The sequence below is a fragment of the Streptomyces tauricus genome (assembly GCF_014650955.1).
Taxonomy (GTDB): domain Bacteria; phylum Actinomycetota; class Actinomycetes; order Streptomycetales; family Streptomycetaceae; genus Streptomyces; species Streptomyces tauricus.
In genome coordinates this window covers 16,545-41,262 of record NZ_BMVY01000001.1, presented here as the reverse complement: position 1 = coordinate 41,262, position 24,718 = coordinate 16,545, and the positions used below count along the sequence as shown (strand labels likewise).

Genomic DNA, 24,718 nt, shown 5'->3' with positions numbered 1-24,718 from the left:
GCACGGACGTTCCCTCGTCACTCGGGCGTTCCCCCTGCACACGGCGGGCCGGCCGCACGGCAGTGCGGCCGGCCCGAGGACGCGCTATGCGACGGCCTCACCCGCGCCGTGGGCCTCACCCGCGCCACGGGTCTCGGCGGCCCCGGGTCCGGTGGGCCGCAGGGGCGTCGGCGCCACGGGTCCCTGCGCGGCGGCGAGGTGGCTGCGGGCCTTCTTCAACGCCAGGTTCACATCGCGGGTGCCGGTCGACACGCACAGGGTGTAGGCGAGGTCCTGCGCCCGCTGGTCCGCCTTCACCGCACCGGTCTCGGCCTGGTGCGCGACGAGGGCCTCGTACTCCCCCACGAGCTTGCGCAGGGTCGCGGGATGGGGCATCAGCATCCGGTTCGCTCCTTGGTCGCCTAATCCTGGGTCCACCGCTGGTTCGGGAGTGCCGGTCGGGGCGGCGCGTACGTCGCCTGGACCGCCGTGCCGCGTCACACGGCCCCCGTCCTGCCGTCGGCGTCCCCGCGGCCGGGGCGGGCCTGGGCGCCCAGCGCCTCGTCCCGCACCCGTGCGCAACTGCGGGTGATGAGGCGCGAGACGTGCATCTGGGAGATGCCGAGCTGGTCGGCTATGCGGTTCTGCGTCATGTCCTCGAAGAAGCGCATGTACAGGATGTTCCGCTCGCGTTCCGGCAGCCGGCGCAGTCCTTCCTTCGCCGCCTCGCGGTCGACGACCGTGTCGTAGGAGGAATCGAAATCGCCCAGGGTGTCCGCGAGGCTGTAGTTGTCGTCGGCGGACGACAGCTCGGCGTCGAGGGACAGGGTGCTGAAGCTCTCCATCGCCTCCATGCCCGCGCTGACCTCGTCCTCCGTCAGCCCGGCGTGCGCCGCGATCTCGGCCGTCGTCGGCTCGGGGGCACCGGGGTTCATCGCGAGGTCGCGCCGGGCGACACGGACCTTGTTGCGCAGCTCCTGTACCCGGCGGGGCACCCTCAGGGCCCACATGCGGTCCCGGAAGTGACGCTTCACCTCACCGGTGATGGTGGGCACCGCGTAGCTCTCGAACGCCCCGCGGGAGGGGTCGAACCGGTCTATCGCCTTCACCAGACCGACGGCCGCGACCTGGCGCAGGTCCTCGATGTTCTCACCCCGGTCGCGGAACCGGCCGGCGATGCGGTGCGCCATGGGCAGCCACGCCTTCGTCAACTCGTCACGGACCGCGTCCCGCTCGGGCCCCTCCTCCAGGGCGGCCAGCCGGGCGAAGTCGGTCGCCGAGTCGGGAGCGTCGTCGTGCGGATGCCTCGCTGGTGCGGACCGGGCCGAGGGACCCGCCCCGGCTGTCGCTCCGGTCGTTCCTGTCGTCGCGGTGGTTCCTGTCGTTCCGGTGGACACGGAGCGCTCCTCGACAGGGACGGATTCCTCCGGGCGGCTTGTCGACAAGTCGATGCTCATGCGGATTCGCTCCTGAACAAGTGGCGTGCGAGGGGATGCCGCAGGGACGATGGCTTCCGGGGACGCCGGAGGGGGCCACCGCGGTCGGCTGATGCCGTTCCTGCGGGCGTGCCTCCGGTCCGAAGCACGAAATTCCGCCTGCCCTTGCTTCCGGAGAGAAAACACACCGTCTCGAAATCGACGGCCCGTCACGGCGCCCTCGCGATGCCGCCCCGTCGCGGACCGGCGCACGGCGCACCCGTGCGCCCCGTCGGCGGCCGACCCACCCGTGCGTACCGTCGGCGGTCGGCTCGTGCGAGAGTTGTCGGACGAGGACGGACCACGTCGGAGCAACGAAGGACCGCTTCGAAGCGTCGACGGACCGCGTCGGGGCGTCGAAGGACCGCGTCGGGGCGTCGACTTTTGGCCAGATCCTCAGTGGTCCTGATCTCTTTCAAGATTGGGTGGCATGAGCCGCGAGAAGCGGGGCAGACGGCGTGTGTCATCAACAGCGACGGTGAGTGGGGTGGACGGCATGGCAGCCGTGACGGCAGGCGGGGCAACGGCCACGGCGCAGGGGACCCGGACGGCGGACGAGGCGGACCTGCCTCTCATCGAGGACCCCTCGCGCGTCCGGCCGAAGGATGCCCGGGAGCTGTCGCGGCAGTTCTTCGACCGCCTCGCCGTGCTCGAAGAGGGCACCCACGAATACCAGTACGCCCGCAACACCCTGATCGAGATGAACCTCTCCCTCGTCCGGTACGCGGCCTCCCGGTTCCGCGGCCGGGGCGACTCGATGGAGGACATCGTCCAGGTCGGCACCATCGGGCTGATCAAGGCCATCGACCGGTTCGAGCTGTCGCGCGAGGTGGAGTTCACCTCCTTCGCCGTCCCCTACATCGTCGGGGAGATCAAGCGCTTCTTCCGTGACACGAGCTGGGCCGTCCATGTGCCGCGGCGTCTGCAGGAGGCCCGGGTCGAGCTGGCGAAGGCGACGGAGGAACTGCGGACCCGGCTGGGCCGTGCCCCCACGACCGCCGAGCTGTCCCACCTGATGTCGCTGCCCGAGGCGGAGGTCATCGAGGCCCGCAAGGCGGCGAACTGCTACAACTCCTCGTCGCTCGACGCGGCTCTGACCTCCGACAACGGCTCGCACGGCGAGTCCGTCCTGGCCGACTTCATCGGCGAGGACGACCGGTCGCTCGAACTCGTCGAGGACCTGCACTCGCTGGCGCCCCTGGTCGCCGAGCTCGACGAGCGTGAGCGCCGCATCATCCACCTGCGGTTCGTCGAGGAGCGCACCCAGGCCGAGATCGGCGAACTTCTCGGTATCTCCCAGATGCACGTGTCGCGTCTGATCAGCCGCATCATCAAGCGGCTCCGCGCCGGCCTGCTCGACCCGTCGGTGGCCTGACACCCCCAAGCCCCCCCTGACCGGCATCCCCCCGCCGGTGACTGAGCCCGCCGTCGCGGTCCCCACGAGCCCCCGCTCGCCGGACCGCGACGGCGGGCTCGGTCGTGGGTCCCGCCGGCCCTGGGAACCGCCGCTCGCGGGGCCGGCCGGTCGCGGGCCGTGCAGCCGTCGGAGCAGGGGCCCGCGTAACCCTCGCCACGCTCCGGCTCACGCCTCCCGGGCACTCCCCCGGCACCCGTTTGCCCCCGGCTTGGCCTCGCCTTGTCCTCTGCTTGGCGGTTTTGGCACCACACTTTGTTCACAACCTCACTTACGGGTTAGCCTGCGGCGTATTTCCTCGTCAGGCGGCCCCGTGCAACAGGATGTCCGACGAGGGTGTGGTCCGGCAGTGGGCCTGTAGTTCCGAGTCCCTTTTGCACAGGGACCTAAGAGGCATGGAACGAGGGTGCGCATGACCAGCCAGACGACCGACACAGTCGACCGCACGCCGGGCGACCAGGAGCTGCGACAGCTGCTGGCCGGCCTCACGGCCGTACGGGACGGCGACTTCGGCACCCGTCTGCCGGACGACGGGGACGGCCTTCTGGGCGACATCGCCACCGTCTTCAACGGCATGGTCGACCAGTTGTCCGTGTTCACCTCCGAAGTGACCCGCGTCGCGCGCGAGGTCGGCACCGAAGGCACCCTCGGCGGCCAGGCGGAGGTACCGGGCGTCTCCGGGACCTGGGCCGATCTCACCGACTCGGTCAACGCCATGTCGGGCAACCTCACGACCCAGGTGCGTGACATCGCCCAGGTGGCGACCGCGGTGGCCAAGGGCGACCTGTCGCAGAAGATCGACGTCCCGGCGCGCGGCGAGATCCTCCAGCTCAAGGAGACCGTCAACACGATGGTCGACCAGCTGTCCGCCTTCGCCGACGAGGTCACCCGCGTCGCCCGCGAGGTCGGCAGCGAGGGACGGCTCGGCGGCCAGGCCCAGGTGCCCGGCGTCGGCGGTGTCTGGCGGGATCTGACCGACTCGGTCAACCTGATGGCGGGCAATCTCACCGCGCAGGTCCGCAACGTCGCCCAGGTGACGACCGCGGTGGCCAGGGGCGACCTGTCGCAGAAGATCACCGTGGACGCCCGCGGCGAGATCCTCGAACTCAAGAACACCATCAACATCATGGTCGACCAGCTGTCCGCCTTCGCCGACGAGGTCACCCGCGTCGCCCGCGAGGTCGGCACCGAGGGGCGCCTCGGCGGCCAGGCGGACGTCAAGGGCGTCAAGGGCACCTGGCGCGACCTCACCGACTCGGTGAACTTCATGGCGGGCAACCTCACCGCGCAGGTCCGCAACGTCGCCCAGGTGGCGACCGCGGTGGCCAGGGGCGATCTGTCTCAGAAGATCACCGTGGACGCCCGGGGCGAGATCCTCGCCCTGAAGGAGACCCTCAACACGATGGTGGACCAGTTGTCCGCCTTCGCCGACGAGGTGACCCGCGTGGCCCGCGAGGTGGGTACCGCCGGCAACCTGGGCGGACAGGCCACCGTCCGCGGGGTCTCGGGAACGTGGAAGGACCTCACCGACAACGTCAACGTGATGGCGTCGAACCTGACGGGCCAGGTCCGCTCGATCGCCCAGGTCGCCACGGCCGTGGCCCGCGGCGACCTCAGCCAGAAGATCACCGTCGAGGCCAAGGGCGAGGTCGCCGCCCTGGCGGACGTCATCAACACGATGGTCGACACGCTGTCCGCGTTCGCCGACGAGGTCACCCGCGTGGCCCGCGAGGTCGGTACCGAGGGGCGCCTCGGCGGCCAGGCCCAGGTGCCGAACGTGGCGGGCACCTGGAAGGACCTCACCGACAACGTCAACTCGATGGCCAACAACCTCACCGGCCAGGTGCGCAACATCGCCCTGGTGACGACGGCGGTGGCCAAGGGCGACCTGTCCAAGAAGATCGACGTCGACGCCCGGGGCGAGATCCTCGAACTCAAGACCACCATCAACACGATGGTCGACCAGCTCTCCGCCTTCGCCGCGGAGGTCACCCGCGTCGCCCGCGAGGTCGGCAGCGAGGGACGCCTCGGCGGCCAGGCCGAGGTGGAGGGCGTGTCCGGCACCTGGAAGCGCCTCACCGAGAACGTCAACGAACTCGCGGGCAACCTGACCCGGCAGGTCCGCGCGATCGCCGAGGTCACCAGCGCCGTCGCCGAGGGCGACCTGACCCGCTCGATCACCGTCGAGGCCTCGGGCGAGGTCGCCGAGCTCAAGGACAACATCAACTCCATGGTGGAGTCCCTGCGCGAGACCACGCGGGCCAACCAGGAGCAGGACTGGCTCAAGACCAACCTCGCACGGGCCTCCGGCCTGATGCAGGGCCACCGGGACCTGTCCGTGGTGGCCGAACTCATCATGGACGAGCTGGCGCCCCTCGCCTCCGCCCAGTACGGGGCCTTCTACCTCGCGGAGGAGACCGGGAACGGCAGCGAACTGCGGCTCGTCGGCTCGTACGGCTACCCGGACGACGACGACCGGCCCGAGCGCATCCCCTTCGGCCGCTCGCTCGTCGGCCAGGCCGCGCGCAGCCGCCGCGCCATCACGGTCGACGAACTGCCGCCGAACTACGTGTCCATCTCCTCGGGGCTCGGCCAGACGGTGCCGACGGCCCTGGTGGTGCTGCCCATCATGGTGGAGGACCAGGTCCTCGGAGTCATCGAGCTGGCCTCGGTCACCCGCTTCACCCAGATCCACCTGGACTTCCTGGGCCAGCTGATGGAGACCATCGGCGTCAACGTCAACACCATCGTGGCCAACGCCCGTACCGATGAACTGCTCGACGAGTCCCAGCGGCTGACCGCCGAACTCCAGGCCCGTTCCGAGGAGCTGCAGGTCCAGCAGGACGAACTGCAGCGCTCGAACGAGGAGCTGGAGGACAAGGCCTCCCTGCTGGCCGCGCAGAACAGCGACATCGAGGCGAAGAACCTGCAGATCGAGCAGGCGCGCCAGGAGCTGGAGACCCGGGCCCAGCAGCTGTCACTGGCGTCGAAGTACAAGTCGGAGTTCCTGGCGAACATGAGCCACGAGCTGCGGACCCCCCTGAACAGCCTGTTGATCCTCGCCCAGCTGCTGGCGCAGAACCCGTCCCGCAACCTCACACCGAAGCAGGTCGAGTACGCGGGCATCATCCACTCGGCGGGCTCCGACCTGCTCCAGCTGATCAACGACATCCTCGACCTGTCGAAGGTCGAGGCCGGGAAGATGGACGTCAGCCCCGAGGTCGTACCGCTGCGTCAGCTCCTGGAGTACGTCGAGGCCACCTTCCGGCCGATGACGACCCAGAAGAGCCTCGACTTCACCGTGCGCACCGCGCCCGGCGCACCGGCCGACCTGCTCACCGACGACTCCCGGCTGCGCCAGGTCCTGCGCAACCTGCTGTCGAACGCGGTCAAGTTCACCGAGCACGGCGGTGTCGAGCTGCGGATCGAACCGGCGGCCGACCACGAGGTGCCCGGCGGGGTGTTCCGCGGCGGCACGATCGTCGCCTTCCGGGTGCAGGACACGGGGATCGGCATCCCCGAGCAGCATCTGGAGACGATCTTCGGTGCCTTCCAGCAGGCGGACGGCACCACGAGCCGCAAGTACGGCGGCACCGGTCTGGGCCTGTCCATCACCCGCGAGATCGCGCACCTGCTCGGCGGCGCCGTCACCGTGGACAGCACACCGGGACAGGGCAGTACGTTCACCCTGTTCCTGCCCGTGGCGCGCCCCGACTTCGAGAACCTGGTGATCGGCGAACGCGTCCTCGAGCCCGCGCCCGGCGCGTCCTCGTCCGCCGAATCGGCGGCGACCCCGATCGCGGGTCCGACCGGCCCCGCCAAACGCCAGCGGCGCCGTCTCCTCGTCGTCGAGGAACGGCAGCGCGGACTGCTGACCCTGGTCGCGGAGAGCGCGGTCTCGGACGTCACCCGGGGGCAGGACGCCGGCGACCCGCGCGGCACGGTCGACGTCATCACCGCTTCCGGAGCGCACGAGGCGGCGAGCGCGCTGGCCGCGGGTCCCTGCCACTGCGTCGTTCTCGAACTGGGCATGCCCAGCGGCGAGGCGCCCCGCTTCCTGGACGCGATGCAGGGCGACTCCGCGCTCGCGAACGTCCCCGTGCTCGTCCACAGCGGCCACCGCGCGGACCTGGCGCAGGAACAGGAACTCCAGGCCCGCTCCGGCACCCGTGCCCTGGAGTTCCTGTCCAGCCTCGACGAACTGCGCGAGCGCATCGCCCTGCACCTGTCGGCCGAGGAGCTGGGGGACGTGCCGTCCCTGGCCCGTACGGAGGAGCCGCAGTCCAGTTCGCCGCGGGCCGTCGAGGACGCCTTCCTCGGCCGTACGGTCCTGGTGGTCGACGACGACGCGCGCAACCTCTTCGCGCTGAGCGGGATCCTGGAACTCCAGGGTTTCCACGTCCTGCACGCGGACAACGGCCGCAAGGGCATCGAGACGCTGGTCAACCACCCCGACATCGCCCTCGTCCTGATGGACGTGATGATGCCGGAGATGGACGGCTACGCCGCGACCGCCGAGATCCGCAAGATGCCCCAGTACGCGGGGCTTCCCATCATCGCCGTCACGGCGAAGGCGATGCCCGGCGACCGGGAGAAGTCGCTCGCTTCCGGAGCCAGTGACTACGTCACCAAGCCGGTCGACACCGAGGATCTCATCGCCTGCGTCCGCCGTTGGCTGCCTGCGTGAGCGACCGCGCCCGGCCGTGTGCGCGCACCGGCCGGGCGCAGGTCCCCGCACCCCGCCCCCACGGGCATCCCCGCCGAGGAGCAATGGCATCGTGAGCCTTCCAGAACCACACCCTGACCCGAACGACGCCACCGACGGCACCGGCGACGACGCCGTCTTCGACACGGACACAGACGCAGGCACGAGTACAGCCACAGACGCAGGTACAGGCACGAGCCCGAGCACGGATGTGGCTGTGGGCGCGGACACGGAGGTGGACGCGTCGGCGGACGAACAGACCGCCCTGACCGCCAACTACCCCGTGGGCAAGCTGGCCGCGACGGTGGAGCGGCTGCGCCGCGAGGTGCGGGCGGCCCAGGCCGAGGCCGACGGGCGTGCCCTGATGGAACTCGCCAAGGGCATCCTGGTCGAGCGGCTGGGCTGCGGTCCGGCCCAGGCCGCCCGCCAGCTCGCCGAGCTGGCCGAGCAGGCGAAGGTGACACCGCTCGAACTCGCGGTCGACGTCATCAACCAGTCCGCCCGCGACCGTCTGTCGGACGTGACCGGCGCCTTCCTGGCCGGCGCGAAGGGCCAGGAAGGCGCGGCCGCGGACCGCGAGGAGAGGGAGCGTTCCGCCGCGGTACGGCTGCGGGAGGCCGAGAGCGGCGCGCTGGCGGCCCCCGACACCCAGGCCGTCGCCGACTCCCTCTTCCACCACGCGCTGACCCCGCTCGGCGCGGTGGCCGTGGCCATCTGGACCGCGGGCACCGACGGTTCGCTGACGCTCGCGGGCAGCGCCGGGTTCTCCCCCGCGGAGGCCGGGCGCTGGCGCTATGTGCCCCCCGGGGTGATGACGGTGGCCCGCACGAGTCTCACCGAGCGCGCCGGGCAATGGATCGGCTCCCTCTCCGAGACCGGTCTCCCCTCCATCGGCCAGCACCACTTCCCCGACGGGGGAAGGGCCGCCCTCCCCGCCGGCACCGGCGGGCGCGTCCACGGCGTCCTCGAAGTCGTCTGGCCCACTCCCCTGGAACCGCAGTCGCCCCAGGTGATCCGCCAGGTCGAGGCGCTGGCGGAGCTGTGCGCCCACACGCTGGAGACGTACGCGTTCGTGCACGGCGGCGACACCGTCACTGAACCCCGTGTCCTGCCGGACGCCGCCGAACTGGTGGATCTGGCCGACGGGCTGCACGATCCCGCGCTGGTCCTCGTCCCGTACCTCGACGACGGGCATCTCGTCGACTTCCACATCCATCACGTCAACAGCCGGTTCCTGGATCCGGCCGGGCGACCGCGCGGCCTCGTCAACGGCGCCCTGCTCCTCGAGGCGTACCCGATGGCCGCCGGGGAGAGCGAACTGTTCCAGCGGGTCGAGCGCGTCTACGCCACCGGGGAGCCGTTCCGCGCCCAGCGCATGAACCTCACGGCTCTCGTCGACCAGGTGACGGTGGCGTCCGTGGCCGACATCAGCATCAGCCGCCACGGCAACAGCGTGCTGCTCATCTGGCGCGTCGAGGACGAGACGGCACGGCTGGCGAGCCTGCTCCAGCACGCGCAGCGCCTGGGCCGTATCGGGGGTTTCGAGGAGAACCTGCTCACGGGCGAGATCACCTGGAACGGCCAGCTCTTCAGCCTGTACGGCAGATCGCCGTCGAGCGGTCCGGTGCCGCTGGAGGACCTGGCCCTGCACGCCCACCCGGACGACGCCGTCGCCATCGGCCGCTTCCTGCGCACCCTGCTCCACCACGGGCGGCCAGCCGCCGCGGCCTTCCGGCTCCAGCGTCCCGACGAGGTGACCCGCCACATCCGCGTGGTCGCGGAGCCGGTGCTCGACGCCGACGGCCGGCCGTTCGTCCTGCGAGGCGCCTATCAGGACATCTCGGCCCAGCACTGGACGGAGGTCGCGCTGGCCGCCACGCGGGACCAGCTCGCGCACTCCGAGCAGCAGGCGACCGAGCGCAACCGGCTGACGCTGCAGTTGCAGCACGCCATCATGCCCCCGACCCAGGCGCCTCTGCAGGCTCCCCGGCTCGACGTGGCCGTCCGCTACCGGCCCGCCGAGACCGAACAGCTCGTGGGCGGCGACTGGTACGACGCGGTCGTGCTGCCGTCCGGTCTGGTGCTCCTGTGCGTGGGCGACGTGGCCGGGCACGGCATAGAGGCCGCGACGAGCATGGTCGTGCTGCGCAACGCCCTGCGCGGGCTCGCGGTGACCGGGGCGGGCCCCGGCCAGCTGCTGAGCTGGCTCAACAGCGTGGCGCACCATCTGACGGGCTCCATCACCGCCACCGCGGTCTGCGGTATCTACGACCCGCGCAGCCGTAAGCTGCGCTGGGCCCGGGCGGGTCATCTGCCGCCCGTACTGGTGCGGGACGCGGAGGCGGTGTCCCTGCCGCTCCTCAAGGGCCTGCTGCTGGGCGCCGTGCCCGAGGTGACGTACGGCGAGGACGAGGTCCAACTGGCGGTCGACGACACGCTGCTGATGTACACGGACGGCCTGATCGAGCGGCGGGACCGCACGATGGAGGAGTCCATGACCCAGCTGCTCACCACGGTCCGTACGGCGCCGTGCACGCTCGACCAGCAGCTGGACCGGCTCCTCACGTACAGCAGGTCGGACACCGACGACGACACCTGCATCGTGGGCATCCGCGTGTCGTAGTCCTTCACCGGCCATGAACAAAAAGGTCCGCATGCGGGGGCGAAGCCGGGGTAGACGCGCGGGCATGTGCGACGACAGACACAGACCCGCTGGTGAGGCCCCTACCTGCGCGTGCCGCAAGAAACCGCCGACGAGAGCTTGATCACGTCGCGTGTGCCGTCGGCGACGGCATCGAATGCGAGTACGGGGGTAGCTGCCCCAGACCGTTATGACTTCGTGGGAGGTACTTGTGTCCATAGCCCAGAACCCGTTGTCCGTCGAGGTGTCCCTGCCTCGCGAGGACGTCGTCCTGCTCACGGTCGAGGGACATCTGGACATCGACACCGCGACGGGACTCCAGCACCATCTGGCGAACCAGTTCCAGCACGGTCGTCGACACTTCCTGCTGGACCTCGCGGCCGTGCCCTTCATGGACTCGTCCGGTATGAACATCATCATCAGGGCGTACCAGCAGACGCGGGAACTCGACGGGAGCGTGCACATCATCTCGCCGACGCCGCCCGTGCGACGGATCCTCGACCTCACCGGTGTGAGCATCACCGTCCCCGTGACCGACAGCGTCGAGGACTCGCTCGCCCTCGTGGACAAGCAGCAGCCGAGCGACTCCGCCTGAGCCCCACGCACGCTCCGCCCTCGGGGGACGGCGGAGCACACTCACGTACAACAGTTGTTGTTTGACAACATTTCACCAAGGCAAGAAAGTGAGCGGCGCGGTTGCCCTCCTTCGGCATGCTCTACAGCGCACGGGTGATGGGATCCGCAGGTGCCGGTGCCCGGTGACCCATCCGCTTCCCCTCCCCTCCCTGGGGCTCCCCTCCCGGGGGCACACGCCGCAGGCGACCGCCGGAGAGCGCGGGATGCGGACGGCCGGCCGTGCCGGCACATCAGCGGGCCCCACGATCGGTCACGGCCTGCCCGGCCGACGGACTTCGCCCTCGGACGCGGACCTCACGTCCTTCCACCCGGCTGTGATCGCCGCCATGCGGCGCGCGATGCGAGCAGCTCCGCCCGGCCCGTAGGGGACGACATCGCCGTCGCCGTACCGGCCCCCACTCCGTCGGACCGCACACCATGATTCGTACCTGGCACATCTCCACCGTCCCCGACGCCGCTCGGGCCCGCGCCGACACGGCGCGCGTGGCCGCGGCGCACGGGGTCTCCGACATGGAGCGGACCCGGCTGACCGCCGCACTCGGCGCACGGCTGCGCCAGTGCCTCACGCGGGGAGGCACCTGGCGACTGGACCTGGAGGCGGAAACGGAACCGCCCGAGGACGGTCTGCTGCGGGCCGTCCTGACCCCGTGCGACGGCGCGGACGACGAGGGACGGCCGCCGTGGCACATGACGGTCGCCTGCGCCGTCGGCGCGCCAACGGCGGACCCCGAGGCCGTGGCGGACGACCCCGGGGCACTGGCCGAGGCCCTGCTGGGCGCCGACGAGGACACGGCCCTGGTGCTGGAGAAACTGGGCGAGCAGGAGGACCTGGTCACCTCCCACCGGGAGGAACTGGATCAGACCAACCAGGGCGTACTGGCCCTGCACGCGGAGCTGGACGCGGCAGGCCGGGCCCAGCGCGACCTCCTGGCCGCCGAGCGGAAGGCGCGCGGTGAGGCGGAGACCGCCCGCCGCAGACTGACGTTCCTGGCCGACGCGAGCGCCGTGCTGACGGCCTCGCTCAACCACGACGAGGTCGTCCGCCGACTGCAGAGCCTGTTGGTTCCCGAGTACGCCGACAGTGTCGACGTATGGCTCTTCGACGGGGACGACGAGGACCGTGTGAACGCGCCGCGTCCGGCCGCCGCCGTGGCCGCGGCCCGCACCGGGCGCCCGCAGTACGCCGCCGACCATCCGGGGGACCTCCCCGGTGTCGACGACCACCCCGCCTCGGCCCTGCGCCCCGCGACCCCCCTGCTGTGCATTCCGATAGGGACCCGGCGGACACAGCAGGGGGTCCTGATCCTCTCGCCGCCGGCCGCGCGGTGGGACGCCGACGACGTCGTCATGCTGATCGAACTCACCCGCCGGGCCGGTGTGGCGATCGACAACGCCCGGCGCTTCGAGCACAACCGGGACATCGCCGAGACCCTGCAGCGCGCTCTGCTCACGGATCTGCCCACCACCCCGGGACTGCATCTGGCCGCGCGCTATCTGCCCGCCACCCACGGTCTGAACATCGGCGGTGACTGGTACGACGCCTTCCGGCAGCCCGACGGCAGCCTCATCACCGTCATCGGCGACGTGACCGGGCACGGACTGCACGCCGCCGTCATGATGAGCCAGCTGCGCACCGCGCTACGGGCGTACGCCGTCGACGGCGGCACCCCGGGCCAGCTCCTCACGCGGCTGCACATCTTCCTGCACCACCTGCAGCCCGATCTGTACGCCACCGCCGTCATCGCCCGCTTCCACCCCGACGAGCCGACGCTCACCTGGGCCGCGGCGGGCCATCCGCCGCCCGTGCTGCGCACCCCCGACGGGCGGGTGCACACGCTCGACGCCAAGCCCGGTGCGATGCTCGGCATCCCGTTGCAGCAGGTGATCCAGGACCACACGGTGACCCTCACGCCCGGTTCGACCCTGGCGCTCTACACGGACGGTCTGGTCGAACGCCGCGCCCAGGGCATAGACCCGGGCATCGAGCGGCTCGCCGCGGCCCTCGGTACCTTCCGTTCCGCGGACCTCGACGCCGACCTGGACGCCTCGGCCGACAGTCTGCTGCATCCGCTGCTGAGCGATTCCGAGCGGGACGACGACGTGTGTCTCCTGCTGTGCCATCTCCACAGCCGGGCGGCGGAGATGGTGAGGACCCCCACCAGGCTGGCCTTCTGAACTCTCCCGACGGGGCCGTCTCACCCGGCCTGCGGCGGCTGCGGACGTACGAGGGCGTGGGCCCGGTGGAAGGCGTGCAGGCCCTGTTGCAGAGCGGCCCGCTCCGCCGGTGTCATCACCGCGAACACACCGGTGAGGCCCAGGGAGCGGTGCTGGGTGACGTCGGCCAGGAGCTGTCGCCCCTGTGAGGTGACCACGAGCTGCACCTCACGGCGGTTGTGCGGCTGGACGGTCCGCCGCAGCAGTCCGGCGGATTCGAGGCGGCCGCACAGCCGGCTCGCGGTGGGCAGCGCGATGCCCAGGTGCTCGGCGAGGGCGGTGAGATTGAGTTCCGGCAGTCTTCGGACGGTCTGCAGCGCGAGCAGTTGCCGGGTGGGCAACCGGGGCGGTGCGTCCGCGGACGCCGCGAACCACAGCGTCACCAGACTCTCCACCGCGTCGAGCACGTGATCGGCGAGCGTGTCCGGCGGGTGGCCGGCGCGCTGGGGGCGATCCGGCACGGGAGTGGTCACACGCACTTCTCTTTCGGTTCTCTCGGTCGGCTCCGGCCAGGACAGTGGTCGTGTACGTCGGCCCTACCCGAACATACGGACCGTACACAGGTCCCACTCCTCCGATGCCCGCCCGGCCCGACTCCCCACAGTCGCGAACAGCCCGGTCCTTCCCCTCCCACGTGCGTGGTGCGGGAGGAGGAGGACCGGGCTGTCGCCGGGGGCCGGGACGGTCAGCCGGTGGCCAGCGCGCCCTTGAGCACGGCGATCGCCTGGCTGATGGCGGCCTCGGCGGCGTGGGTCTCGCGCAGGGCGTTGAGCATCACGAAGTCGTGGATGACGCCCTGGTAGCGGACCGCGGTGACGGGCACGCCGGCCTCGCGCAGCTTGTTGGCGTAGGCCTCGCCCTCGTCGCGCAGGACGTCGGCCTCGCCGGTGATGACCAGGGCCGGGGGCAGTCCGGTGAGCTGCTCGGTGGTGGCGCGCAGCGGGGACGCGGTGATCTCGGCGCGCTGCTTCTCGTCGGTCGTGTACTGGTCCCAGAACCACTGCATGCCGTCGCGGCGCAGGAAGTAGCCCTCGGCGAACTGGTGGTAGGAACCGGTGTCGAAGGAGGCGTCGGTGACCGGGTAGAAGAGGACCTGCTGGACGAGCGTGACGTCGCCGCGCTCCTTGGCCATGAGGGTCAGGGCGGCGCTCATGTTGCCGCCGACGGAGTCGCCCACCACCGCGACGCGGGAGGCGTCGAGGCCGTGGTCGGCGCCGGTGGTGGTGACCCACTGGGCGACGGTGTAGTTCTGCTCGATGGCGACGGGGTAGCGCGCCTCGGGCGAGAGGTCGTACTCGGGAAAGACGACCGCGGCGCCCGCGCCGACGGCCAGTTCGCGCACCAGGCGGTCGTGGGTGTGGGCGTTGCCGAAGACCCAGCCGGCGCCGTGGATGTAGATGATCACCGGCAGGGTGCCGGTCGCTCCCGCGGGGCGGACGATCCGGGTGCGGACCTCGCCGGTGGGGCCGCCGGGGACGGTGATCCACTCCTCGTCGACGGCCGGCTCGGCGATCTCACCGGACTGGACCTCGTCGACGGCCTTGCGGCCTTCCGCGGGGGTGAGGTCGAACAGGTAGGGCGGGTTGGCGGTGGCCTGGGCGAAGGCCGCCGCCGCGGGCTCCAGGACGGGACGGACGCCGTTGGTGTCGGTCATGACGATCTCCTCGGATCTGGTGCCGCGGGCACGCTCCTCGCGGGCTTCGCCGGGAGCGGGGCACGTCGAGAACAGTAGCTCACGACTAAGTCGTGCACAACTCATTAGGGCACGATACGATCGAGGAGACCCGAAGGCAGGGTCGGCGCTAGGGTGTAGATCACCGAGGCAGATCGAGGCAGATCACTGAGTACGGAGGTACGCCGTGAGCACCGCCGGAGCCGAATCGACGCAGGGGGACCTGCCCGCGCCGCCGCAGGAGGGCTCCCTCCTGCTGGACGACCAGCTCTGCTTCGCCCTCTACGCGGCCTCCCGGGCGGTCACCGCCCGCTACCGCCCCCTGCTGGACGAACTGGGCCTGACCTATCCGCAGTACCTGGTGATGCTCGCGCTGTGGGAGCAGGACTCGATCTCCGTACGGGACCTGGGCAACGCGCTCCAGCTGGAGTCCAGCACGCTGTCACCGCTCCTCAAGCGCCTGGAGGCGAACGGGCTGCTGCGGCGCGAACGCAGGGCGGAGGACGAGCGCTCCGTCGCCCTGCACCTCACCGAGGCGGGCGTGCGACTCCAGGACCGCGCGAACACGGTCCCCCTGGCCATGGGCGACGCGATGTCCCTGACCCCCGAACAGGACGCCACAGCCAAACACCTACTCCGCCTACTGACAACAAACGTCAGCACCCCCACGCGGTAAGGGGCGCGAGAAACGGCACACCCAGCCAACCTAAGGGGCGCGGGGAACTGCGCGGCCAGCCCTCACTGACCCGCACCATCGCCACACCTCCAGCCCTCATCCCCTAGGGGCGCGGGGAACGGCGCGCTCAGCCACAACCCACCCGCACCCCAATCACCTCCCCCACCCCCACTCCCCAAGGGGCGCGGGGAACGGCGCAACAAGCCCCCCTAGGCAGGGGACACCCCGGGAACCAATCCCGTCACAAGCATTGACGCACCCCTCTCACAAACCTATCTTCTGGCCGACTCCCCGGACATCGTTCGGAATACCGAACAAGGCAACCGCAGAGACGAGGCCCGCATGGCACCCGCCCTCCCCAGACGCACCCTCCTCCAAGCCGCCCTGCTCACAGCCGCCACCCCCACCGTGTCCCACGCCGCCACCGGCGCGGGCCGCGCCGCGGCGGCCCCCCTCCCGGCCACCCTGCCCGCCCCGCCCGCCTGGACAGTCCGGCCGTTCGAGCTCAAGGACGTGAAGGTCGGCCAGGGCCTCTTCGCCACGAAGCGCCAGTTCATGCTCGACCACGGCCGCGGCTACGACGTGAATCGCCTGCTCCAGGTCTTCCGCGCCAACGCCGGCCTCAACACAGGCGGCGCGGTCGCCCCCGGCGGCTGGGAGGGCCTGGACGGCGAGGCCAACGGCAACCTCCGCGGCCACTACACCGGCCACTTCCTGAGCATGCTGTCGCAGGCGTACGCGAGCACCGGCGACCAGGCGTACGCCGACAGGATACGGACCATGCTCGGCGCCCTCACGGACGTGCGCGCGGCCCTGCGCAAGGACCCGGCCGTGCTGAGCGCCACCGGCAGGTTCGGCACCGCGGCGGAGAACGTGCGCGGTTCCCACCAGTACGTCAGCCTGCCCGCCCCCGTGCTGAACGGCTCCGCCGCGATCACCCTGTCCGCCTGGGTCAGGCCCACCCACAACGCCGACTGGACCCGGGTCTTCGACTTCGGCAACGACACCACCCGGTACATGTACCTGGCCGCCCGCAACGCCAACGGCGTACCGCGCTTCGCCATCACGACCTCCGGGCCCGGCGCCGAACAGGGCCTCGACGGCACCGCCGTACTCCCCCTCGACCGGTGGAGCCACCTCGCGGTCACGATCTCGGGCAGCACCGGCACCCTCTCCGTCAACGGCGTCCAGGTCGCCCGGAACACCTCGATGACCCTCAACCCGTCGTCGCTCGGCACCCTGACGAACAACTGGCTGGGCCGCTCCCACTTCGACGACCCGGTGTTCGCGGGCGCCTACGACGAGTTCAACGTGTGGTCGCGGGCGCTGACCGCCGCCGAGATCACCTCCCTGCAGAGCAATCGCGCCGCCGCCTCCGCCGCGGGCCGCGGCACCCTGGCCTCGTACGCCTTCGACGAGACCTCCGGAGGGACCTTCGCCGACGCGTCCGGCCGCGGGCTGACCGCCACCCTGCGCAGGACCTGGGGCGGGCCGAGCCACCCCGGGTTCCTGGCCGCGTACCCGGAGACGCAGTTCATCGACCTGGAGACGCGGACCACCTCCGACTACACCAAGGTGTGGGCGCCCTACTACACCGCGCACAAGATCCTCAGGGGCCTGCTGGACGCCTACCTCGCCACGGACGACGCCCGGGCGCTCGACCTGGCGTCGGGCATGTGCGACTGGATGTACTCCCGCCTCTCCAAGCTGCCCGACGCCACCCTTCAGCGGATGTGGGCCCTCTTCTCCAGCGGCGAGTTCGGAGGCATCGTCGAGGCGATCGTCGACCTGTACGCGTTCACCGGCAAGGCCGACCACCTCGCGCTGGCCAAGCTGTTCGACCTCGACAAGCTCATCGACGCCTGCGCCGCGAACACCGACACACTCGACGGACTGCACGCCAACCAGCACATCCCGATCTTCACCGGGCTGGTCCGGCTGTACGACGCCACGGGCGAGGCGCGCTACCTCACCGCGGCGAAGAACTTCTGGGGCATGGTCGTCCCGCACCGGATGTTCGGTATCGGCGGCACGAGTTCGGCCGAGTTCTGGAAGGCGCGCGGGATCGTCGCGGGGACGATCAGCGACACGAGCGCCGAGACGTGCTGCGCGTACAACCTGCTCAAGCTCAGCCGGATGCTGTTCTTCCACGAGCAGGACCCGAAGTACATGGACTACTACGAACGGGCCCTCTACAACCAGGTCCTCGGCTCGAAGCAGGACCGGGCCGACGCCGAGAAGCCGCTGGTCACGTACTTCATCGGGCTCACGCCCGGCCATGTCCGGGACTACACGCCCAGGCAGGGCACCACCTGCTGCGAGGGCACGGGCATGGAGAGCGCCACCAAGTACCAGGACTCGGTGTACTTCAGGAAGGCCGACGGGAGCGCGCTGTACGTCAACCTGTACAGCCCGACCACGCTGACCTGGGCCGAGAAGGGTGTCACCGTCACGCAGACCACGGACTATCCGAGGGAGCAGGGGTCCACGCTCACCGTCGGCGACGGGAGCGCGGCGTTCGAACTGCGGCTGCGGGTACCGGCCTGGGCGACGAGCGGCTTCAAGGTGACCGTCAACGGCGCGGCCGTGAACGGGACTCCAACCGCCGGGACCTACTTCGCCGTCTCAAGGACCTGGCAGAGCGGTGACGTCGTACGCGTCACCATCCCCTTCCGTACCCGCGTCGAGAAGACCCCCGACGACCCCGGTCTGCAGGCCCTCTTCCACGGTCCGGTCAACCTGGTGGCCCGCAGCAGCGCCACGAGCAGCCTGCAGTTCGGGCTCTACCGCAACGCGGCCCTCTCCGGGGACCTGCTGCCGAGCCTCACCCCGGTGTCCGGCAAGCCCCTCCACCACACGTTGAACGGCACGGAGTTCGCCCCGTTCTTCGAGGGCACCGAGGACCCCACCCACGCCTACTTCCGGCGCTCCGAGCCCAAGGTCGTCTTCGGCGGCACCGACTCGGGTGTCACCAATCCGGCCCGGAGCAACGGCACGACCCTCCTCGACGAGATCTGGGCCGGCGCCCCCTTCACCACCAAGGCCGCCCTGGTCACACGGGTACAGAACACCGTGAACACCTGGGTCTCAGCAGGCCTCCTGACCCAGACCGACGCCCAGAAGGTGGTGACGACGGCCCAGAACGCCTCGTACGCACCCTGAGGCACCCCTGCCGCGCCCGGTGTGCCGTGTGCGAGGGTCGTGATCATGCCCTTCGATCACAACGACCACTATCACCGTCTGCTGCTGCGCCGCTTACCGCGCCACGGTCTCACGGCTCTCGACGTGGGCTGTGGCACGGGGCGCTTCGCCCGGCGGGTCGCCGCGCTCGGCTACCAGGTGGACGCCGTCGACCCGGGCGCCGAGGTGATCGCGGTCGCCGAGGGCATCGGCCGAGGCCCCCGCTACCGGCAGGCGGACGTCACGTCGACCCGGCTGCCCAGGCGGCACTACGACGCCATCACCTGCCTGGCGAGCCTGCACCACATGCCGTTCGCGACGGTCACCCGGTTCCGGGAGGCGCTGGCGCCCGGCGGGGTGCTGCTGGTCCTCGGCTGCTACGCGGGCCACACCTGGTGGGACCTCGCGGCCGTACCCGCCAACGCCGTGGCACGCGCCGGGGTGTCCCTGGCCGAGCGGGCGGGTGGCGCACCCGGTCCCCGGCCGCTCCGCCCACCCGCACGACCGCCGCGGATGACACTCGACGACGTCCGGCGTGCGTCGGCCCGCCTGCTGCCCGGGTCCGAGGTACGCCAACTCCTCTTCTGGCGATACCTGTTGACCTACCGGGCGCCGGGCAGCGGCTGAGGGCCCGCCCGGGCGTGGGACGATCGGGGCATGTTGCTGGAAACCCCCCGACTCGTCCTGCGTCGCTTCCGTGCCGAGGACGCGGTGCCGCTGGCCGCGTACCGCTCCGATCCCGCGGTGGCCCGCTATCAGAGCTGGACGGCGCCGGTGCCCCTGGAGACGGCCGACCGGATCGTACGGGCGCTCGCCGAGGGGTCCTTGGAGAGCCCGGGCTGGTTCCAGTACGCGATCGAGCTCAAGGCCGACGGGTGTCTGGTGGGGGACGTGGGGGTCTGTCTGCACGAGAACCTGATGCAGGCCTCGATCGGGTTCACGCTGGCCGCCGACCGGCAGGGCCACGGCTATGCGGCGGAGGCCGTGGGCGCGGTGCTCGACGACCTGTTCGGGCGCCGCGGGCTGCACCGGGTGTCCGCCGAGTGCGACGCGCGCAACACACGTTCGGCCCGGCTGCTGCTGCGGCTCGGATTCGTACAGGAGGGCCTCCTGCGGCAGGCGAGCTGGCTCAAGGGCGAATGGACGGACGACCTGCAGTTCGGCCTGCTGTCCTCGGACCGGCAGGCCGCGGCAGGACGGTGACCGGGCGTGGGACGCGGAGGCGGCGGGCTTCGGTGTCCGGCCTGAGGTGCCGGCGACGCGCGCGAGACGCACGTCACATGTGCTCGTGTCACACTGCGCGGCCCGTTTCCGTCCTGGATGTGTACCTCCCTTCAACGACTGAGGAGCACATCATGGAAGCCCGTCTGAACCTCCTGGGCAGCCCGGCCGCGGCCACGTTCGTCAAGCATCTCTCCGCGGCGGGCAAGGTCGTCTCCGACTCGGGGGTGCCGGCCGCGACCCAGGAACTGGTGAAGATCCGCGCGAGCCAGATCAACGGCTGCGGTTTCTGCACCGACATGCACACCAAGGAGGCCGCCGCGGCCGGTGAGACCCAGACCCGGCTCAACCTCGTCGCGGCCTGGCGTGAGGCCACGGTCTTCGACGACGCCGAGCGCGCCGCGCTGGAGTTGGCGGAGCAGGGGACCCGTATCGCCGACGCGGCCGGCGGAGTCACGGACGAGGCGTGGGAGAACGCCGCCAAGCACTACGACGAGGACCAGTTGGCCGGGCTGGTGTTCCTGATCTCCCTCATCAACGCCTTCAACCGGGCGAACGTCATCGTCCAGCAGCCCGCCGGGGACTACCGCGTCGGCCAGTTCGGATAGTCGGTAGTCCCCTGTCCCGGGTCTCCCCGGGTCACGCGTCGTCGGCCGCGTACACCCTGCGGCCCTCGACGAAGGTCTGCAGGACGCGGGCGGCGGCGATCTCCTCGGGGGGTCCGGCGAAGGGGTCGCGGTCCAGGACCACCAGGTCGGCCAGTCTGCCCACGCCGATGCTGCCGGTGACGTCGTCGAGGTGGTTGGCGTGGGCGCTGCCCGCGGTGTACGCGGCGAGGGCGGCGCCGAGGTCGAGTCGCTGGCCGGGAAGGAAGGCCGGGGTGTCCTCGGGCGCGTCGGGGGCGATCCGGTTGACGGCGACATGGATCGCGGCCAGCGGGTCGGGGCTGCTGACCGGCCAGTCGCTGCCCGCGGCGAGGGTCGCCCCGCCACGCAACAGGTCCCCGAACGGGTACTGCCAGGAGGCTCGTTCGGGTCCGAGGAACGGGATGGTGAGGTCGTCCATCTGCGGTTCGTGGGCGGCCCACAGCGCCTGGAGGTTGGCGCTCGCGCCGAGCGCCCGGAAGCGCGGTACGTCCTCGGGGTGCACGACCTGGAGGTGGGCGAGGTGGTGGCGGGTGTCGCGCCAGCCGTTGGCCGCGCGGGCCGCCTCCACGGCGTCCAGGGCCTCCCGTACCGCCCGGTCGCCGAGCGCGTGGAAGTGCACCTGGAAGTCGAGCGCGTCGAGTTCGGTGACGTACTTCCTCAGCTCGGCCGGCTCGACGAAGCTGATGCCCGAGTTGTCGGAGGCGCACCCGCAGCGCGTGAGATAGGGGCCGAGCAGGGCGGCGGTGTGGTTCTCCGCGATGCCGTCCTGCATGACCTTCACACTGGTGGCGCGGAACCGTCCCCGGCTCGACTCCGCCCGGCGGGCCACGAGTTCGGGGATCTGCTCGGCGCCCCTCCCCCGGTCCCACCACAGCGCGCCGACGACCCGGGCGGTCAGGAGTCCGCGGTCGGCCGCCGCGTGATAGGCGGGCGTCGGATCGATCATGTTCGCGTACGTGCCGACGATGGCGTCCTGCCAGGCCGTGACGCCGTAACTGTGGAGCACGGTCTGGGCCCTCAGCAGCGCGGCGAGTTGTTCGTCGGGGGTGGGGGCGGGCAGCAGGCGGCCCACGAGGTGCGCGGCGCCTTCCTGGAGCATGCCGGTGGGGTTGCCTTCGGCGTCGCGCTCGATGCGTCCGTCGGCCGGGTCGGGTGTGCGGGCGTCGATGCCGGCCCGCTCCAGGGCGAGGGAGTTGACCCACACACCGTGGTGGTCGCGGTTGGGCAGGAAGACGGGCCGGTCGGGGACGACCGAGTCGAGCAGCGCGGCGGTGGGCGTGCCGCCGGGGAAGGCCTCCATGGACCAGCCGCCGCCGGTGATCCACTCGGCGTCGGGGTGGCCGTCGGCGTAGGCCTTCACGCGCCGCAGGTACTCCCGCGGGTCGACGGTGTCGTTGAGGTGGCACAGGCCCAGTTCGGTGCCCGCGCCCAGGGGGTGGACGTGGGCGTCCTGGAAGCCGGGCAGGAGGAGTTTTCCGGCGAGGTCGACGACCTCCGTGCCGGGCCCGATGAGTGTGTGGACCTCGTGGTGGCCGACGGCGACGATCCGTCCGCCGCGCACGGCCACGGCGGTGGCCCGGCTGCGCGCGGCGTCGACGGTGTGCACGGGCCCGCCGGCGAGGACGAGGTCGGCGGCCTGGGGGTGGGACATGGGTTCAGCGCTCCAGGGGAAGGGGGCCGGTCTGCGGTGTGGTTCGTCGGGCTGGGGAAGGGGCTCAGACGGCCGTGCGGTCCATGGGGAGGGAGAGGGCGTCGGCGTCGGTGCCGCGTCCGGTGGTGAAGTACGGGGAGCGGCGGACGTACTTGGCGACGGCCGCCATGACGAGGCCGCTCAGCACGATGGTGGCGGGCAGGGAGAGTATGAACCAGCCGTTGTCGGGGCTGAGTTCGATGTGGTCGCTCATCGTCGCGTAGGAGTAGGCGAGGTAGCCGCCGAGGCCCAGCAGGATCAGCCCGGAGACGGCCGGGACGCCGACGGCGAGCAGGGCCTCGCGCGGTCCTTCGTGGCGGGCGGCGCGGAAGCGGACGGCGCAGGCGAGCGCGGTGAGACCGTAGTAGAGGGCGACGACCAGACCGATGGCGTTGACGGCGGCGAGCAGCATGTCGCTCAGCTTGGGGATGGCCATGGCGAGCAGGGCGATGGCGGTCGCGATCGACATGACGACCAGGGTTCCGGCGGCGGGTGTGCCGTATGTGGGGTGGATGCGGGTCCACACCGGGCCCATCGTGCGGTCGCGTCCCATGGCGAGCAGGCCGCGGGCGGTGGGGATGACGGAGGACTGGACGGAGGCGACGGCCGAGAACATCAGGGCGAGCAGCGGCAGGCTCGCCCACGGTTCGGCGGCCAGTTCGGCGCCGAGGTACGGGAGGGCCTGCGGGCCGTTGGCGATGAGTTCGGGCAGGCTCATCTCGCGCTGGAAGGCGACCGAGGCGAAGAGGAAGAGGCCCAGCATGGCGAACAGGGCGATGAAGCCGCCGCGCGCCGAATCACCGGGGCCGCGGGTCTCCTCGGTGACGCTGAACGCCGCGTCCCAGCCCCAGAAGAAGAACACGGCGAGGACCATGCCCTGCGCGAAGGCCGTACCGCTGGAGATCTCGAACGGGTTGAACCACGACCAGGAGAAGTCCTGGTGGCCGGTGACCAGGGCCCACGTACAGAAGACCAGCAGGACGGCGTACTCGAAGACCAGCAGGCCGAACTGGAGGCGGGTCGCGGCCCGTACCCCGGTGATCGCGAGGACGGTGACCCCGGCGAGTACCACCAGGCCGACCACCGTGCTCGCGGCGGTGGACGTGGGGTCGAGGGCGATCCCGGCGACGGAGTCCAGGCCCGCCTTGTCGGCGAAGATCAGCACGACCGAGCCGGTCACCGCGCTCGTGTAGCCGAGGAAGATGACCGAGCCGACGAGCGTCACCCAGCCGGCCAGGAAGCCGGGCCAGGGGCCGAGGGACTTGCCGACCCAGGTGTAGCCGTTGCCGCAGTTGGGCTCGGAGCGGTTGAGGCGGGCGAAGGCGGTGGCGATGCCGAGGACGGGCAGGAACGCCAGCAGCAGGAGGGCCGGGGCCTGGAGCCCGACGATCGTGCCGACGGCGCCCATCCCGATGGCGATGCTGGTGGTGGCCGCGGTGCTGGAGGCGGCGATGGCGACACCGTCGAGGACACCCAGGGAGCGGCGCAGTTCCGTCGGCGGGCGCTCCGGGACGGGCCGGCCGGGGGTGGCCTGGCCCGGGGCGGTCTGTTTCGGGGCGGTGTGTTCCGGGGTGGAGGACATCAGGGCTCCTCACGGGGAGGGAGAGGGACGGGAGGAAGAGCCGTGTGGGGGTGCGATGGATGGAACAGCGTCCGCGCATCTTGCGTCAATGCCGTTGACATAAGGCGGCGGCCGGCCGTTCACTGAGGGCGCGAAGGTCCGCCGGGCAGACACCCCGGCGGGACCCGTACCGCAGAGGACCGTCCCGGCGGTCCGTAGGCGCGAGAGGAATCACCGCCATGCCCACCCGTGCCCCGCAGGAACGCCGACGGCGTCGCCCCACCGCGACGGGCGTCCTGCTGTCCAAGGAACTGATCACGGAGACCGCGCTGCGCCTCATCGGCGAACACGGCCCCGAGGCGCTGAGCGTGCGCCGTCTGGGCGGGGCCCTGGGCTGCGACCCGAGCGCGCTCTACCGCTACTTCCGCAACACCGACGACCTGCTGCTGGCCGTCTCCGACCGGATCATCGGGGACGCCATGGAGGGGTTCGTGCCCGGTCCCGACTGGGTGGCGTCGCTGCGCGAGATGGCGCTGCGGGTGCGCGCCGGATACCTCGCCCATCCGCGGGCCGCCGCCATGGCCTCGTACCGCATCACCCGCCGGGAGAACGAGTTCCGTGCCGTGGAGACCGGGGTGGGGCTGCTGCTGTCCGCCGGATTCCGGCCCGCCCACGCCGTCCGCCTCTATCTCGCCTTCATCGACACGGTCCTCGGGCACGCGGCGCTGGACGCAGCGTGCCAGGCGCTCCCCCGGGAGCAGCGCGAGGCCGACGAGCGGGCGTGGACGACGGCCTACGGGTCGGTCGACCCGGAGTCCTATCCGGCGCTGGGCGAGGTGCGAGGCGAGCTGTACGTCATGGCCGAGAGCTCTTTCGAACTGGCGGTGGACCTGCTGCTCGACGCGCTGGCGGCGCGGGCCCCGGCCCTCCGCGCGCGGGAGTGACCCCGTCCCTCGTGAGGCGCACTGTCGCACTCCGGACGAAGGGGTCATGCTGGCCCCCCACCG

The 24,718-nt window shown here is 71.2% G+C and carries 17 protein-coding genes; 11 read left to right on the top strand and 6 right to left on the bottom strand.

What is annotated here, in order from left to right:
• Positions 1-84 precede the first annotated feature (84 nt).
• Both IE278_RS00140 and IE278_RS00135 read right to left on the bottom strand, forming a co-directional pair.
• Positions 85-381, bottom strand: a complete 297-nt coding sequence (locus IE278_RS00140; protein ID WP_189767453.1) for a DUF5133 domain-containing protein — start codon at positions 379-381, stop codon at positions 85-87.
• 95 nt (positions 382-476) lie between these two features.
• Entirely contained in the window at positions 477-1,436 is a 960-nt protein-coding gene (locus IE278_RS00135; RefSeq protein ID WP_189767451.1) for a SigB/SigF/SigG family RNA polymerase sigma factor, read from the bottom strand.
• Between the two features lie 514 nt (positions 1,437-1,950).
• On the opposite strand from IE278_RS00135, the gene IE278_RS00130 reads away from it, so the two are divergent.
• The 5 genes from IE278_RS00130 (at position 1,951) to IE278_RS00110 (ending at position 13,025) form a co-directional block, all read left to right on the top strand.
• A complete protein-coding gene (locus IE278_RS00130; RefSeq protein ID WP_189767449.1) occupies positions 1,951-2,829 on the top strand; it encodes an RNA polymerase sigma factor SigF in 879 nt (292 codons plus the stop codon).
• 451 nt (positions 2,830-3,280) lie between these two features.
• Complete coding sequence (locus tag IE278_RS00125) at positions 3,281-7,555, top strand: HAMP domain-containing hybrid sensor histidine kinase/response regulator (RefSeq protein ID WP_189767448.1); 4,275 nt, start codon at positions 3,281-3,283, stop codon at positions 7,553-7,555.
• A 235-nt stretch (positions 7,556-7,790) separates the two neighbouring features.
• Entirely contained in the window at positions 7,791-10,196 is a 2,406-nt protein-coding gene (locus IE278_RS00120) for a SpoIIE family protein phosphatase (protein WP_373311844.1), read from the top strand.
• A 229-nt stretch (positions 10,197-10,425) separates the two neighbouring features.
• A complete protein-coding gene (locus tag IE278_RS00115) occupies positions 10,426-10,809 on the top strand; it encodes an STAS domain-containing protein (RefSeq protein WP_189767446.1) in 384 nt (127 codons plus the stop codon).
• 458 nt (positions 10,810-11,267) lie between these two features.
• The gene (locus tag IE278_RS00110) at positions 11,268-13,025 is read left to right on the top strand and encodes a PP2C family protein-serine/threonine phosphatase (protein WP_189767444.1); all 1,758 of its coding nucleotides are present in this window, start codon (positions 11,268-11,270) and stop codon (positions 13,023-13,025) included.
• 20 nt (positions 13,026-13,045) lie between these two features.
• Here the strand turns inward: IE278_RS00110 and IE278_RS00105 are convergent, their stop codons facing one another.
• Positions 13,046-13,537: a MarR family winged helix-turn-helix transcriptional regulator gene (locus IE278_RS00105; protein WP_246569623.1), complete on the bottom strand. Its 492-nt coding sequence runs from the start codon at positions 13,535-13,537 to the stop codon at positions 13,046-13,048.
• Between the two features lie 212 nt (positions 13,538-13,749).
• Positions 13,750-14,718, bottom strand: a complete 969-nt coding sequence (locus tag IE278_RS00100; RefSeq protein ID WP_189767442.1) for an alpha/beta hydrolase — start codon at positions 14,716-14,718, stop codon at positions 13,750-13,752.
• A 205-nt stretch (positions 14,719-14,923) separates the two neighbouring features.
• On the opposite strand from IE278_RS00100, the gene IE278_RS00095 reads away from it, so the two are divergent.
• The 5 genes from IE278_RS00095 to IE278_RS00075 all read left to right on the top strand — a co-directional run bounded on the left by IE278_RS00095 (position 14,924) and on the right by IE278_RS00075 (position 20,421).
• Positions 14,924-15,412, top strand: a complete 489-nt coding sequence (locus IE278_RS00095) for a MarR family winged helix-turn-helix transcriptional regulator (protein ID WP_246569621.1) — start codon at positions 14,924-14,926, stop codon at positions 15,410-15,412.
• 342 nt (positions 15,413-15,754) lie between these two features.
• Positions 15,755-18,574 carry a beta-L-arabinofuranosidase domain-containing protein gene (locus IE278_RS00090; protein ID WP_189767440.1) on the top strand — a complete coding sequence of 940 codons (2,820 nt, stop codon included), beginning with the start codon at positions 15,755-15,757 and terminating at the stop codon, positions 18,572-18,574.
• A 45-nt stretch (positions 18,575-18,619) separates the two neighbouring features.
• Positions 18,620-19,219 carry a class I SAM-dependent methyltransferase gene (locus IE278_RS00085; RefSeq protein ID WP_189767438.1) on the top strand — a complete coding sequence of 200 codons (600 nt, stop codon included), beginning with the start codon at positions 18,620-18,622 and terminating at the stop codon, positions 19,217-19,219.
• A gap of 30 nt (positions 19,220-19,249) precedes the next feature.
• Positions 19,250-19,795, top strand: a complete 546-nt coding sequence (locus tag IE278_RS00080) for a GNAT family N-acetyltransferase (protein WP_189767436.1) — start codon at positions 19,250-19,252, stop codon at positions 19,793-19,795.
• Positions 19,796-19,947: 152 nt separating this feature from the next.
• Positions 19,948-20,421: a carboxymuconolactone decarboxylase family protein gene (locus tag IE278_RS00075; RefSeq protein WP_189767434.1), complete on the top strand. Its 474-nt coding sequence runs from the start codon at positions 19,948-19,950 to the stop codon at positions 20,419-20,421.
• A gap of 31 nt (positions 20,422-20,452) precedes the next feature.
• Here IE278_RS00075 and IE278_RS00070 read toward each other — a convergent pair whose 3' ends face one another.
• Together IE278_RS00070 and IE278_RS00065 are read right to left on the bottom strand one after the other, a co-directional pair.
• A complete protein-coding gene (locus tag IE278_RS00070; protein ID WP_189767432.1) occupies positions 20,453-22,111 on the bottom strand; it encodes an amidohydrolase in 1,659 nt (552 codons plus the stop codon).
• A 64-nt stretch (positions 22,112-22,175) separates the two neighbouring features.
• Positions 22,176-23,732, bottom strand: coding sequence for an APC family permease (locus tag IE278_RS00065; RefSeq protein WP_189767430.1), 1,557 nt, complete (start codon positions 23,730-23,732; stop codon positions 22,176-22,178).
• 218 nt (positions 23,733-23,950) lie between these two features.
• Between IE278_RS00065 and IE278_RS00060 the strand changes: the two genes are divergently transcribed.
• On the top strand, positions 23,951-24,655 hold the full coding sequence (locus IE278_RS00060; protein ID WP_189767428.1) for a TetR/AcrR family transcriptional regulator: 705 nt from the start codon (positions 23,951-23,953) through the stop codon (positions 24,653-24,655).
• Positions 24,656-24,718: the final 63 nt, after the last annotated feature.